The 15,618-nt window shown below is 41.3% G+C and carries 11 protein-coding genes; all 11 read left to right on the forward strand.

Annotated elements, in window-relative coordinates; translation table 11 throughout:
- Positions 1-87 precede the first annotated feature (87 nt).
- The 11 genes from AC58UX_RS01450 to AC58UX_RS01500 all read left to right on the forward strand — a co-directional run bounded on the left by AC58UX_RS01450 (position 88) and on the right by AC58UX_RS01500 (position 15,542).
- The gene (locus AC58UX_RS01450) at positions 88-1,161 is read left to right on the forward strand and encodes a peptidyl-prolyl cis-trans isomerase (RefSeq protein ID WP_497249001.1); all 1,074 of its coding nucleotides are present in this window, start codon (positions 88-90) and stop codon (positions 1,159-1,161) included.
- A 135-nt stretch (positions 1,162-1,296) separates the two neighbouring features.
- Positions 1,297-4,368: an OmpL47-type beta-barrel domain-containing protein gene (locus AC58UX_RS01455; protein ID WP_497249003.1), complete on the forward strand. Its 3,072-nt coding sequence runs from the start codon at positions 1,297-1,299 to the stop codon at positions 4,366-4,368.
- 140 nt (positions 4,369-4,508) lie between these two features.
- Positions 4,509-5,594 (forward strand): sulfatase-like hydrolase/transferase, encoded by a 1,086-nt coding sequence (locus AC58UX_RS01460; RefSeq protein WP_497249005.1) that lies wholly within the window; start codon positions 4,509-4,511, stop codon positions 5,592-5,594.
- Positions 5,501-5,986 carry a sulfatase/phosphatase domain-containing protein gene (locus AC58UX_RS01465; RefSeq protein ID WP_497250018.1) on the forward strand — a complete coding sequence of 162 codons (486 nt, stop codon included), beginning with the start codon at positions 5,501-5,503 and terminating at the stop codon, positions 5,984-5,986. Before AC58UX_RS01460 ends, AC58UX_RS01465 begins: the two co-directional genes overlap by 94 nt.
- Before the next feature lie 226 nt (positions 5,987-6,212).
- Positions 6,213-7,331: a type 2 periplasmic-binding domain-containing protein gene (locus AC58UX_RS01470; RefSeq protein ID WP_497249007.1), complete on the forward strand. Its 1,119-nt coding sequence runs from the start codon at positions 6,213-6,215 to the stop codon at positions 7,329-7,331.
- A gap of 14 nt (positions 7,332-7,345) precedes the next feature.
- Complete coding sequence (locus AC58UX_RS01475; RefSeq protein ID WP_497249009.1) at positions 7,346-8,839, forward strand: sulfatase; 1,494 nt, start codon at positions 7,346-7,348, stop codon at positions 8,837-8,839.
- Positions 8,840-9,038: 199 nt separating this feature from the next.
- Positions 9,039-10,364, forward strand: coding sequence for an ABC transporter substrate-binding protein (locus AC58UX_RS01480; protein WP_497249011.1), 1,326 nt, complete (start codon positions 9,039-9,041; stop codon positions 10,362-10,364).
- 83 nt (positions 10,365-10,447) lie between these two features.
- The gene (locus AC58UX_RS01485; protein ID WP_497249013.1) at positions 10,448-11,323 is read left to right on the forward strand and encodes a carbohydrate ABC transporter permease; all 876 of its coding nucleotides are present in this window, start codon (positions 10,448-10,450) and stop codon (positions 11,321-11,323) included.
- A complete protein-coding gene (locus AC58UX_RS01490) occupies positions 11,323-12,141 on the forward strand; it encodes a carbohydrate ABC transporter permease (RefSeq protein WP_497249015.1) in 819 nt (272 codons plus the stop codon). Before AC58UX_RS01485 ends, AC58UX_RS01490 begins: the two co-directional genes overlap by 1 nt.
- Positions 12,142-12,207: 66 nt before the next feature.
- Complete coding sequence (locus AC58UX_RS01495) at positions 12,208-13,938, forward strand: sensor histidine kinase (RefSeq protein WP_497249017.1); 1,731 nt, start codon at positions 12,208-12,210, stop codon at positions 13,936-13,938.
- A 14-nt stretch (positions 13,939-13,952) separates the two neighbouring features.
- Positions 13,953-15,542 (forward strand): response regulator, encoded by a 1,590-nt coding sequence (locus AC58UX_RS01500; protein WP_497249019.1) that lies wholly within the window; start codon positions 13,953-13,955, stop codon positions 15,540-15,542.
- Positions 15,543-15,618: the final 76 nt, after the last annotated feature.

Raw genomic sequence — 15,618 nt, forward strand, 5'->3', positions numbered from 1 at the left:
GAACGGAAACTCATCTTTCTCTGTAAAGGGGTGGGTTTCCTCTTTTTCGCTTATGACTTTGTTATGTGGAATAAGGAGGCGCCAACAATGAATAATAGAAAATATCTTCTGTTCCTAAGGATCGGGATTGTTAGTGCAATGCTTGTCGTTTGTGCAGCTTGTTCGTCTTCGGCTTCATCCATCAAGGATGATACATTAGTGGGTCAAGTTAATGGCGCCCGAATCGAATATAGGGAATTAATGCTAATTAGTGGTCAGGAACGATCAAATGTTATTCTACAATTTTCACAAGTTTCTAATATCGACACGGCCACACCAGAATTTTGGAATACCCGATTTAAGGATTCAACGCCTCTTGAAATGTTGAAAGAAAATACATTGAAGTCATTAGTAAAGGTTAAACTGCAGCAACTGTGGGCTGAAAAAGAGAAGGTTTTTCAAAAACCGGCATATCATAATTTCCTGGAACGATGGACCAACGAAAACCTAAGAAGGAAGAAAGCGGTTGAGCAAAAACAGGCTATTTATGGTCCCGTCCAATATGATGAGAAGGGGTATTTTGATTACGAATTTACAAATATGCAGACAAGTTTGAAAGACGAACTGATTAAAACGGAATTTTTACCGGACGAAAATACACTTAAGGAAGTGTACAACGAGACAAGGGAGAATTACCGGCGTCCTGATTCTATACGAATCTACAAAATGTCGATTTCTAAAAATGACAAGTCAGGTAAGGAGAAAATGAAACAGATTCAAACAATGCTGCAAAACGGCGAAAGCATAGAGAAAACTGCGTCCTTTGTAAAAAGTAATGATGGAAAGGCGGAGGAGCAAGTTTTTAATGAACGAACGAGCCGAACCGACTCGGAAGTATTTGCTAAATTGCTTGAAACCGTGTCTAAGCTTGAAGTTGGAGAAAGTAGTCAAGTGTTGGAAGATCAGAATGAATGGGTAATCGTGAAATGTTTAGAGAAAAAAGAAGGCGGAGTACTCCCGCTTGAAGATGTAAGAAATCAAGTACAAAGGATTTATGTCGACCGCCAATACGAACTCAAATTGGAGCAAATGATCAAAGAGGCGAATGTCGAACTTAATGACAATTTTGATCGTTATTTTTCGAAGTTTACGAATGGTTTGAAATTGCTAATTTCGCACTGAAAACATGATATTGCAACGAAAATGTTAATTTTAAGTAAATATTGGTATATCTTAGTACATTTCATAACACTTATAATCAACCCGTAAGCGCTTACTAAGCCACAGATTATGATTTTAGAAAAGGAGAAATATTCCATGAGAAAAGCTATTATCTTATTTTTGTTTACCTTTCTTTTATTAAGTGGAAGTGGATTTAATGTTTCCGCTAATGAATCAATCGTTTCAGCAAATTCAGCAAACTTAGCAACTTCGGGTATTAATTACTATGTTGATTCGTTTAACGGAAATGATAACTATGACGGGACTAGTCCTTTGACAGCATGGAAATCGTTAGCAAAGTTGAACTCTTTTACTTTTGCTCCTGGTGACCGTATCTTGTTCAAGTCAGGTGGCGTGTGGAACGGCCAACTCCACCCGTTGGGATCGGGAACAAGCGAAAGTCCTATCATAATTGATATGTTTGGGGGTACCGTCAAACCGATCATTAACGGAAACGGTGTTTCGGCAGATGCTCAAGGCTTGAGTGCGGGTGCGGTATATTTGTTCAATCAGCAGTATTGGGAAATCAATAACCTAGAGATTACTAATACAGCTGCTACAGAGGGAAATCGATTGGGTGTACAAATTGTGGCGATGGACATCGGAACAGCTAAGCATGTGTATATTCGAAATCTCTATGTACATAATGTCAAAGGTGATAATAACAATAAAATTACTGGCGGTATCTCCATACAAGTACTTGGTAATGTTACGAGCACAAGATGGAATGACATATTGATCGAAGGCAACAAGATTGAGGCAGTTGATCGCAGCGGAATCGTGACGATATCATCTTGGAATAACAGACTCGGCATTACAACAGGTGTTGGACCTTGGGATCCTTCGACCAATGTGGTTATTCGTAATAACCAATTGTCTGATCTCGGAGGCGACGGTATTGTACCTAGAATCACGGATCACGCGTTAGTGGAATACAACGTTGTTTCCAATGCAAATAAGCGGTCGAACACATTTAATGTTGCATTTTGGGCTTTTGATTCAGATAATACCGTATTTCAATATAATGAAGGTTATTTAACAAGAACGACGTTCGACGGACAGGCGTTCGATATCGATTGGGCTCAAGACGGAACTATTTTTCAATACAATTATAGCCATGATAATGAAGGCGGGTTCATGTTGTTTGCGACAGATGGTAGTCGGGGACAAACAACAACGAATGGGATAGTCCGTTACAACATTAGCCAGAACGACAAAACGAGATTGTTCCAATTTGCAGGTCCGTCGAAAGATTCCATTATTTATAACAACACGATGTATTTACCTGTGGGTTCAACAACAAGTCCGGTGTTTGCCAACGATTATAGCGGCAGCCCTGCCAGCGCCTATTTATACAATAATATCTTTAATATGAATGGCTCTGGAAACTGGGTCGGAATGAACACATTTACAAATGAGATCGTCTTTGACTCCAATACGATTTACGGTGTGCACAAGTCCGGTGAACCAAGCGATCCTCACAAACTAACATCGGATCCAATGCTCATAAGTCCAGGAAGTGGTAGTATCGGGCGCAACACGGTAAATGGATACAAATTAGCTGCGAATTCTCCTTCGATTGGCTCAGGTCGTCTTATTACCAATAACGGTGGTAAGGATTACTGGGGAAATCCAGTTTCCGCAACTGAAGTACCGAATCGTGGTGCATATAATGGTTCTGGTTTGATACTAAACAAAGCACGAATCGACGCACCAAGCAAGGTGAACCCTGGTGATGTAATACCGGTTTCGATAACAGTAGAAAATTTGGACAGCGAGCCAGTTCCGACCGGTACACTACTTCTGTCGGGGCCGCAGGGGTGGACAGCTACACCTTCCAATTTCTCAATTCCACAGCTTAAATCTGGTGAAAAATATCAGACGAATGCAAACTTGACCGTCCCAATTGGCGCAAAGACCGGTCAGTATACAATTACAGCCACATGGTTAACTGAAAATACAACTCAAGACTTTATTCAGGAGGTTTTGATTCCGGATCCCAATATTGCGTTGGGTATGCCCGCCACACAGTCAATTACGGCATATGGGGGTGAACCGGGGCGTGCAGTTGATGGAAATACAAGCGGTGTTTGGGCAAACGGTTCGGTGACCCATACGCCAGAAACTTCAGTTCAACCTTGGTGGCAGGTTGATCTTGGTACTAGTCAACCCATTGAACAAATTAATGTTTGGAACAGGACAGACTGTTGTTCTGCACGTCTTAGTCATTACTATGTTTTAGTATCCAATACGCCGTTTACTAGTAATACACTTAACGCGACGCTTGCACAACCTGGCGTTTGGTCTTCGTATCAAACCCAAATAGCGGGTAGTCCAACCAAAATAAACGTAGGCAAATACGGGCGTTATGTACGAATTCAATTGGAAGGAACTAACGCGCTTAATCTTGCTGAAGTCCAAGTCTATAAGGGAACTTTTAGAGATATAACACCTCCAGTTACAACCGATAATGCTAGATTAGACTGGCAGCATACGGATCAAACTATCCAGCTAACTGCTACAGACATGGAAAGTGGGGTTTCCAAAACATTCTATAATGTTGATGGTGGCACCTATATAGAAGGCAATGAGGTTAAGATCGAAGAAGACGGCATTCATTCGATTCAGTATTACAGCGTAGACGGCATCGGAAATACAGAAGAAGTAAAGTCCGTGACAGTGAAGTTGGATAAATCAATGCCTGTTATTCAGACATCCGTAACAGCATCCGTATATCAAACGGATACGATTCTACTGAATTATTCTGTGACTGATTCCTTAAGCGGCCTTCAGAACTCTGAAGCCAAATTGGATGGTGTTATCGTAACTTCCTCACTTGTATTGGAGCCCTTCTCGCTAGCTGAGGGGACGCACATTTATGAAGTTACTGCTTATGACAATGCAGGTAACCAAACCGTAGAACAATTTGTTTTTCAAGTGAACATGGACTTATATCACTTGGATGAAATGGTTAATTACGGATATGACAAAGGTTGGATTACGAAAAAAGGCATACAAACCAGTTTATTAGATGAAATTTCGAACATTCAGAATGGCGATCCGAATGTCCTTCATGCTTTGGGTCACGAGATTAGTGCTCAAACAAATAAAGCCATTTCCGGAGCATTCGCCAATCTGCTTCTCGATGTAATCGATCGTCTAAAATAAATATATTTCATTCCTGAACGGAAACTCACCTTTTCTCTGTAAGAGGAGGTGGGTTTTCTGTTTTTCGCCTGTGACTTTTTAATGTGGAATAGGGAGAAATTATATTCAAAGGATATTTGTTAAATACTAGAGGTGACAATATGACGACTAGACCTAATATTTTGATGATTTCGGTCGACCAGATGCGTGGAGATTGTCTGCACTATTTAGGTCATCCTGTCATTCAAACGCCTAATTTAGACGAATTAGCTCGCACCGGTGTGACATTTACAAATGCCTATACAGCAACGCCATCTTGCGTACCTGCTAGAGCATCGATCATTACAGGCATGGAACCTAAACATCATGGCCGAGTAGGTTACGCGGACAAGATTCCATGGAAGTATGAACATACATTGCCAGGCGAGCTGGCTAATGCAGGCTACCACACGCAGTGTGTTGGCAAAATGCACGTATACCCGACACGTAATTTGTGCGGTTTTCATAACATTTTGCTGCATGATGGGTACATGCACTATAACCGAGATCGTTCCCAATCCACCGCGTTGCAGTGGTGGGATCAAACTGATGATTACCTGCCATGGTTGAAGGAGAGAGCCGGTTATCATCAAGACATTATGGATCATGGACTCGACTGTAACTCATCGACTGTGGCTAGACCTTGGCATCTGGATGAATCGCTTCATCCAACGAACTGGGCTGTTACGCAATCGATTGATTTCTTACGTAGAAGAGATCCGAGCAAACCCTTCTTTTTATGGACTTCTTTTGTACGTCCGCATTCTCCTCTGGATCCGCCGCAGGCGTTCCTCGATATCTATGACGGAATAGAGTTGCCGGAACCGTCAATAGGTGATTGGGCGATGCAGGAGGATCCCCTTAAAGAAGGGATGAATCCAACAACTAAAAGAGGAATTGTCCAAGATAGAATGCGCCAAAAATCACTTGCTGCTTACTATGCGTTAATCACGCATATAGACAATCAGATCGGACGGTTGCGTAATGCACTATTCGAGTTTGGTGTAAGTCAAAATACGATTATCTTATTTGTTTCTGATCATGGGGATTTAATGGGGATCACCGACTTTATCAGAAGCGGCTTGCTTACGAAGGTAGCGCCAAGATTCCATTTATTATTAATGATCCTACAGGAAAACTACAGGTTGCAAAGGGGAAAATGGTTGACCACGTTGTTGAGCTGCGTGATATCATGCCGACTTTGCTAGATGCAGCAAGTGTGAAAATACCAGATTCCGTTGATGGCTTCAGTGTACTTCCAATCGTGAAGGAAGCCAACGCAGCGGACTGGAGATCTTATATTCATGGTGAGCATGAATATGGTGAGTTGTCCTATCATTTTGTTACGGATGGGAAGCGAAAATATATTTGGTACTCTCAAACGGGAGAGGAGCAGTATTTTGATCTTGAGAGTGATTCTAAGGAGATCAAGAATGCAATAAGGTCTAAAGAATATCAAGATGATATTCAATTATGGAGAAGTAGATTGATACACGAGCTGAACGGGAGAGAAGAAGGCTATACAGATGGGAACCATCTAATACTAGGAAAAAAACCTAAGTCTTGCTTAGATCATATCTTATCAATGTCTCACATGTAAGTAGCGATAACCTGTCGATCTGGCAGGTTTTTTTATATAAAATTAGCGACTGGAATTAAGTGAAGATCTGGTTACATGCACTTGACGATTTCTGAGTTTATTACAAATTCTGCTGAGTCCCTTCCATACCTATGTTGGCGCTTTCATCCTATAATTAGCAAAGCTGTATACCCAGCATCCTGAATATAAAATTGCGGGTAAACTTCCTGATGGGAACATCTATAGCTTGCCACTCTTGCAGACGACTGGTAATTATGCCAATGTTGCTTTTTCAGTCAATCAGGTTTGGTTGGATAAACTGAATTTGAAAGCACCGACGACAACAGATGAGCTGTATCAGGTGTTAAAGGCTTTTAAGGAAAAGGATCCTAACGGGAATGGGAAGCAGGATGAGATTCCTTACAGCTTTTACAATGAGCAAAGTTATGGGCTAGATCCGATGCTTTGGAACTTCGGTTTGGTGAATGATGGGTTGACGAACGCGATGGTGGAAAAAAGTAAAGTCATCTTCGTGCCTTCCGATCCGAGATATTACGACTATTTACTCTATTTGAATAAATTATATAAAGAAGGATTACTGGATCCAGACGGTTTTGTACAGAAAAATGCCGATTATGTTGCGAAGGGGAAGAAGGGCATCCTTGGGTTCTTTAATCATCATGGCTATGACGATATTGTTGTCGGAACGGACAAAACCCAAGATTATGTCGATATTCTTCCTATGAAGGATAAGAACGGAAACATTACTGCGATGGGGAATAAAGTCCCAGGTGACTTTAACTACGATTCTTTTGTCATCAATAAGAAGACGAAAAACCCTGAAGCGCTTGTCCGCTTATACGAGTATTTTAATGCTAGTTTTGAGCAGCGGATGCTGTTTTCCTTCGGGCCAGAAAGTGTCGTTTGGAACAAAGTGCAAGGCGATAAGTGGGAAAAGGTTTCGAAGCTTCCGAGCGGATACAATAACTTCGCTGAGTTGAGACATACGCAATCCCCAGGTATGAATGGATTCTATCTACTCACAGATGAGGACAATGCTAAACTCAATGTCACTGATCCTCGAGACGTGAAAGTCAAGAAAAAGCAGACACTGTATACGCCTTATCTCAAAAAGGAAGTGATTCCGATGGGACAGGATACCGCCGAAGTATTAAAAGAAAGAACGACGATGGCGACAGAGATCAACACGTACTTAGCTAATTTCCTTGCACAATCCGTTATGAAAGGAATCGATGAGGCAGGATGGAAAGATCATCTGGAGAAGCTGAAAAAGTTGAATGTAGACAAATACGTATTAGGCTACCAGCAGTTCTATGATCGCGCACAGAAACTGATGGGTAAGTAAGGGAGAGATATGCCATGAAAGCGATTATGGTTATGTTCGATACGTTGAACCGGCATATGCTACCGCCATATGGATGCGAGTGGATCCATGCGCCTAATTTTCAGCGGCTAGCAGAAAGGACGGTCACGTTCGATTATAGCTTTGTCGGTAGTATGCCGTGTATGCCAGCACGAAGGGATCTTCATACGGGCAGATACAATTTTATGCATCGCGGTTGGAGTCCGCTAGAGCCATTCGATGATTCACTGCCAGAGCTGCTGCGGGAAATTGGTGTTTACACGCATCTCGTTACCGACCATCAGCATTATTGGGAAGACGGTGGGGCCACCTATCATAATCGCTATCAGAGCTATGAGTTCATTCGTGGTCAGGAAGGCGATCTGTGGAAAGGACATGTACGATCTCCTGAAATCCCAACTCTTGCAACGGGTGACAACCACGGGCCCTTGGTGCGGCAGGACTGGATTAACCGTCAGTACATCAAGGAGGAAGCGGATTTTCCTCAGGCTCGAACCTTTGCCGCCGGATGTGAGTTTATCCGTACCAATCATCAAGAAGATCGGTGGTTTCTACAACTGGAGACGTTTGATCCGCATGAGCCGTTTCACGCACCGCAAAAGTATCGAGATTTGTATCCGCACGATTATACAGGAAAACATTTCGATTGGCCGCTCTACAGACAAGTCCAAGAAACCAAGGAGGAAGTAGAGCATTGCAGATTTGAATATGCTGCCTTACTTAGCATGTGCGATGCTCATCTTGGGAAAGTACTCGATCTCATGGATGAGTGTGATCTGTGGAAGGACACCATGTTAATCGTTAATACTGATCATGGTTTTCTGCTGGGTGAGCATGATTGGTGGGCGAAGTCCATTCAACCCTTTTATAACGAGATTGCTAGGACACCTTTGTTTATCTGGGATCCGCGAGCGCAAGTTCGAGGGGAACGAAGGCAGAGCCTCGTACAAATGATCGACATGGCACCCACGCTTCTTGATTTTTTCGGCGCTGCGATTCCAGCGGATATGCAAGGAAAGCCGCTAAATCGAACGATTGCCTGCGACGAGCATGTGAGAGAGGCAGCTTTGTTTGGCATCCATGGTGGACATGTGAACTGCACTGACGGCCGTTACGTCTATATGCGCGGGCCTGCTGAGGCTGATAATGAGCCGTTATACGAATATACGCTCATGCCTATGCATATGCGAAGTCGTTTCAGTGTGCGTGATTTGGAGAACGTAGAGCTGGCGGAACCTTTTACGTTTACGAAGGGGCTTCAGACGTTGAAGGTGAAAAGGACATTGCCTCGAAGCAAGGTTCTGGATACAATGCTTTTCGATCTTCATCAGGATCCCTTGCAGATGACACCTATCAAGGAGCCATTCATTGAAGAGAGGATGCTCGCGCATATGTGCAGGATCATGGAAGAACACGATGCTCCGCGTGAGCAGTATGAGCGTTTGGGGATTGGAATGAGGCGTTTTTTAAATCATGAAACTATAAACTAAAGTTGCTTTAAAAATAATAAAGAAGAACCCAACGAGATTTCGTTGGGTTCTTTATTTGTTTTGGATAACAAGGCAATACTTATATAATGATCTTCGGTTCCCTAATTATTCTAGTTCGTTCTAACTTTTTAAAGTTTTAATAAATTTCGCTTCGTTTAGAATAAAAGATGTAGCAAGCAAACGATATGGAGGGGTATCAATGAAAAAAGTAGCAGGTCTAATGTTAACAACAGCACTTACGTTGAGCATGGTAGGGTGTGGATCGAAAGCGACAGAGTCCACAGCCACTTCAACAGCGAAAGCGACAGATGCGGCCAAGCCCGCAACAACGACAGCGGCAAAAACACCAGTGGAATTATCTTTCCTTGTATTTGAAACACCGAACTTGACTTCGCAACTATGGGACAACGCCATTAAGAAAGTAACGGACAGGCATCCTGAGATTAAAATCAAAAAGATTGTCTCTCCGGACGTAGATCGCGTGAAGTATGCGAAACAGCTCTTAGCTACGGGTGATTTCCCTGATGTCATGATCTCAGTCAATCCTGCGGAGTTTGTAAGTGCCAAAGCGATGCTGCCTTTTGAAGATGAATATGTAAAACCTTTCAAAAATCCGAAAGCAAACGTTATCGACGGTAAGCAATATCAACTGCCATGGAATACGCAAGTATATCCAACGATTTACTACAATAAAAAAATCTTCGCTTCCGTTGGGGTTACACCTCCTAAAACATGGGCAGAATTTATGGATGTTTCTGAGAAGGTGAAGAAAGCTGGCTATACACCATTCTTGCTAGGTGGCGGTAAAGACCCATGGTCAACGACATTCTTGCTTGTATCGATCGTCAGCCAAGATGTTTATGGGAAAACGCCGGACTGGGTAGCGAAACGTAAGAAAGGCGAAGTGAAATTCTCCGATCCAGACTTCAAGAACGCAGTAACCAAATGGAAAGATGCGATTGATAAGAAATATTTTAATGAGAATGGCTTAAGTTTGAACTATGGTCAATTAGAAGAAGAATGGTTTAAAGGAAAAGCGGCTATGTATCCAATGGGTAGCTGGTACTTGTCCTCTGATGCGAATAGTAAAAAAGATTTCGAAGTTGGCACGTTCCCAGTACCTCCAACAAGCGGCGAACCAACGTTGCCAGTATTTACAGGTGGCGGAACGTCTGTGAGCGCGAAAACGAAATATCCGAAAGAAGCTCAAATTTTCGCTTCTGAATTCGCTTCTGATCCAGAGATCATGGCTGAGTTTATGAAAGCAGACGGTTCGATCCCATCCCTTGTTAAAGAAGTTCCGTTTAAAGGAGCTCCATTGTTTGATGAGCAATTAAAGCAACTGTCCCAATATAAAGGAACAAACTCCTTTGGGGTAGAAGCTGGTGATGATGCCCTATTGCCTGGAATTAAGGATGCTTTTGACAAAATGGCTCAAAACCTGATTATGGGTGGAAAAGTAGACGAAGAGCTAGCTAAGCTAGACAAGCTTTGGGACGATACAGCAAGCAGATCCAAAAAATAAGTATCAGGATACAAGACAAAAATCCAACAAAGAGGTCTATCGTGAAGTTAGACCTCTTTCGTATTGGAATATGGGGTGGAACAATGAACAAAAAACAGATTAGCTCTTTCCTTTTATTTGGTTCACACGGATTACTCATGTATACGGTCTTTGTTATTGTCCCAATTATTTTGTGTATTTTTTATAGCTTCACGAATTTAAACCCGTTGTTTCCTAACTGGCAGTTCATCGGTTTTGACAACTATATCTCATTGTTCAAGGATAGCAATTTCTGGCATGCGGTTCGAAATACGATATTCATGGCGCTCCTTGTGACTTTAGTCTGCAATTTACTAGGGATCCTGATTGCGCTGATGCTGAATTACAAAGGACGTCTGTACTATTATTTACGTTCGATGTTTTTCGCACCGCAAATTTTCAGTGCTGTCATTGTGGGATTTATCTGGTCCATTATTTTAACGGACAATGGTATTCTAAATAAAATTCTGGATATGTTGCATCTCGGATTTCTCAAGAAAAGCTGGCTCGCCGATCCACATATTGCGCTTTTCTCAGTGGCGGTCGTTATTATTTGGCAGATGCTAGGCTTCTGTGTGGTTATTTACTTGGCAACACTTACAAGCATACCTCAAGATTTATACGAAGCTGCAGAAATTGACGGATGTAATAAATGGGATAAATTCATCCATATCACATTCCCGATGTTAGCACCTGGGGTCACGATAAATGTCATTATGTTATTAATTACGATGTTCAAAGTCTACGATCAGATCGCTGTCCTGACGGGGGGAGGCCCAGGTAATGCAACGGAAACCTTAGCTTATACCATCATCCATACAGGATTTGTGAAAAATGAAATGGGTTACGGTTCTAGCATGTCCGTCGTACTTTTCATCATTATTGGACTGTTCTCGGTCGTTTCCGCAACGTTCTTGAGGACGAGGGAGGTACAGCACTAATGGTAAGATCGATCCGATTAACCTTTACTATTGCGTTATCTATTTTATTTTTCATGCCGTTCTATATTGCACTTGTGAATATTTTCAAACCATTGAAGCAAATTATGGCGAATCCGCTGAGTTTACCGCAGCCTTTTATTTGGGATAATTTAATTAACGTGCTGACAAAGCCAGGAAATGTCTTGTATAAAAGTCTATGGAATAGTACATTAATTACTTCCATCTCGATCGCACTCATTGTCGTGAGTTCATCCATGATCTCGTATTACATCGCTAGACAAGATACGAAGTTCTCGAGAGGGATGCTGTTTTTCCTCATGCTTGGACTTATGATACCTCCACAAATTATCTTAATCCCGATTGTGCGAGTGTTGAACGTATTTGGCTTGATGCATAGCATGGCAGGTGTAATTGCTTTTTTTATTGCGTATTACGTACCGTTTGCTGCTTTCTTATATACAGGGTTTATGAAAACTGTTCCACGCGATCTAGATGAATCGGCAGCAATGGACGGCGCTGGACAGCTTCGACTATTTTGGACAATTATTTTCCCTCTGCTAGCTCCGTGTACAGCGAGTGTTCTCATTTTTTTAAGTGTATTTATTTGGAACGATTTCTTAAATCCGTTGATTATTATTGGTCCTTTCAAAGGAACTACGGTTACAACAGGGATCTATCAAGCGATGGGTCAGTTCTCGACAAGTTGGGGAGAGATGTTTGCGCTCATGTTTTTAGCGTCGCTTCCTATGCTCATTTTTTACCTGCTTATGCAAAAGCAATTTATTGAAGGCTTGACCGCAGGATCGATCAAAGGTTAGAGGAGAAGTGCAAGATTTGTCGAATTTTCTGTTAGAACTTTCAACCAATGAATGGAGGCATCCTGCTTGACTACAAAAGTGTTGAAAAGTTTAGGCAAAGCGATAAGCCAATCGATGTTCGTGCGAATCTTGCTCATTCACCTCATTGTTTCTGCATCTCTTGTTTTTGTATTAGGACAAATGATTATTACGCATGTCGAGAAGCGAATTGTCGCAAGTGAGTATAAGTATCAGTATAAGGCGTTAGGCAATATGCAGAGCGCGTATCAAACGAAATTCAGTGAATTAAAAAGTTGGACGCGTTCTTTCTTCAATGGAGACTATACAGGCGTATCGATGATGGATCGGATCTCTCAATATCAGTTTGAGAATGATGCGGAGAATGTCCTTTTAAAGAAGCGAATTGAACAATTCCTTGAGTCCATGGCTAATTCAAAAGACGATGTTTCGGCTGTTTTTTATGTGCGAGAACAAGATCATCGTGTCTTTTATTACATGAAAAACTCGGGTTACTTAAATAACGGCTTTGCTGATTTTATCGCTGAATATGATCACTTTGAAGTGAATGAATATATGAAAATTATTCCTAATAATAAACCTTATGCTGTTCCGCAAATGACGAATGGTGTATTGAGTGTTTTCATGAAGATCAATGATATTAATAATTTAGAGGATTCAAGTCATGCCGGTACACTTATCGTTAATGTTGATGTTGGTCAAGTAGCGGGTTCCGATTATGATGAAGTTTATGCGATTCAAGTGGAGAATCAATTTGGAAAAGTTGTATATCCGGATCGTGCCAAGAACGAATTGGATCAGAGTAGCTATTTTAAAATCAGCCAGGATATCACGGTTGGTGATCTAACGATTTCTAGTTGGATATCCAAATCACAATTGTTTAAAGAAAGTAATGATATTCGGAAATTAATGTGGGCTATGCTTGTGCTGTTATTCGTGTTTACGATCATCGCCTCCGTCTATACAACGAGGAAAATAGCCAGCAGGCTTAGTGTCATCCGCAAAGCGATGCGCAAGTTTTATCATGGTAATTTCACAGAGCAGATTGAAATACGTACGATCGATGAGTTCACTGAAATTGAAAACACGTTTAATAGTATGTCAGATCGCATAATTGACTATATTAATCAACAATATTTATTTGAAATTGAAGCTAAAAATGTAGAAATCCAGTCCTTACAAGCTCAAATTAATCCACACTTTCTATCCAATACATTAGAAATATTCCGAATGCATGCTTTAAATCAGAATAATACGCAGTTATCGGATATGTTATATGATTTGAGTGAATTTTTCAGATGGAACATTAAGAATAAAGATACACTGGTCCCTGTGTACGAAGAATTCCACTATGTTGACATTTATATGCGGCTGCAAGCTTCCAAGCTTCCCAATCTCCAGTACACGATAGATGTAGAAGAGGAATTAAGTGAGTATAAAATAGCCAAACTATGTATTCAGCCCATAGTTGAAAATATATTCAAACATGCGGGACTTGCTTCTAGACAAGATGCACGTATTGAAGTAACTGCTATAGGCGAAGCGGATTCTATGCGTATTCAGATCTCGGATAATGGTCGCGGGATGACAGTTGCACAGATCGAGAATATGCGCGATCAATTGCAAAAGCCAAATATAGAAGCACATACAACCTCTATTGGTATAACGAATGTTTATCGTAGATTATGGTTGCTATTTGGAGGGAAATGCCAGTTTATAATAGAAAGCGAGCTTGGTTCCGGAACGACAATTAGCATTCAAATACCGAAAACTTACTGAGGAGCGATAGACACATGCTGCGTAAGGTATTTATTGTGGATGACGAACCCATGATTTGTGAAATGATAACGTCGCTTATTCATTGGGAGGAACTAGGATTCGAGGTTGTAGGCAAAGCCTATAATGGTGAAGACGCGTGGCTGGCCATACAATCCTTCAGCCATATTGATTTATTGATCACGGATATCCAAATGTCCCCAATCAACGGTTTGGAACTCATGACCAAGCTTCGTCAGGCGCAAATACGCTCTCGTATGATCGTACTTAGTGCGTATGATGATTTTCATTTTCTGCGTGAAGCGATGTCGTTAGGTATTGACAATTATTTGTTAAAGCCTTTGAAGCAAGAAGAATTGGAAACGACGCTCGGGCAAATTTCACTAAGTTTAGATCAAGAGATTGCGGAAAGAAATCGAACCAATGCTGGTAATGATCTCATTCGGTCCAATGTACTTAATCAGCTGATTATGAACAATTATTTTATTCGTGATATTAAGGAAAAGTGTTCCCTGCTGGGCATTAATTTAAACGAACAACCATTTCAGGTTATAGTAATCGATACGCTTATGCTTCAGGAGCCTAAGGCCATCCTACAAGATAGACCCTTGTGTCAGTATGCCATTTTGAATATTTGCGAAAATATTTTGCAAGAATACAAACATATTCATGTGTTTGGCAGTTTATCAGGTGAGATCGTGCTTCTGCTGACGGATGTTGCTTCTCAGTGGCGTGATTTTCGAGTAAGAGAAGTCATGAATCAGATTCTATTTGCTGTGGAGCAAACGCTTAACATTCATTTGCTGACTGTGCTGGGTAAACCATGTGCTTCATGGCGTTCCATCTATCAATCTTATGGATCGGCGAGGGAACTGCTCAATTACAAGTTCATCATCGAACGCACCACGATACTGGATTACACCCAGGAAGATGCTAAGCAGCAGCGAGAAATTATCGCGAAACAAATGGGATTTGCTCGTCTGTACGAGGCCGTTGATCGACAGGATTATTATCAGATAAATGGATTTTTATATGATATGGAGAAGAATCGGGAAATCAATGATTATTCTCAAATAAACTTATATCGTAACGCATTTATTGATTTTATTCGGTATTGCTTGGAACAGTTGCAGCGTATGGAAGTGAATGCGGTGGATATTCACAACCATTTTGCAGAGTCGATTCAACGTTTACTTTTCACAGGCACTTTGAACTTGTTATGGAATAAATTTAAAGAAGTCGTCGTAGATTTTGTAGAGCTTGCGGAAAAAATAAAACTGAACAAATCGGATAACATGCTGGACGAATTAAAAGCCTACGTTGACGCCAATTATAAAGAAAATTTAACGCTTCAGTACTTATCGCAACGCTTTACGATCACACCCTCGTATTTAGGCAAAAAGTTTCGTTTACAAATCGGCGAGGCGTTTAATGATTATCTGAATCGGGTTCGGATTGAGAAATCACAGCAGCTGTTGCTGACGACAAGAGATGCAGCTAACGAGATAGCAGCGCAAGTAGGGTACGCAGACCCAAACTACTACTATAGACAGTTCAAAAAATTCACAGGATGTTCGCCGACAGAGTATCGTAAAAAACCTCAGTAATCTCCAAATGGAGAGTACTGAGGTTTTTTTTTGGATTGTTAATTAGTGCGGTTGATTCGAACATTTTAAAGTTTTT

It is taken from the genome of Paenibacillus sp. J22P90, assembly GCF_059692195.1.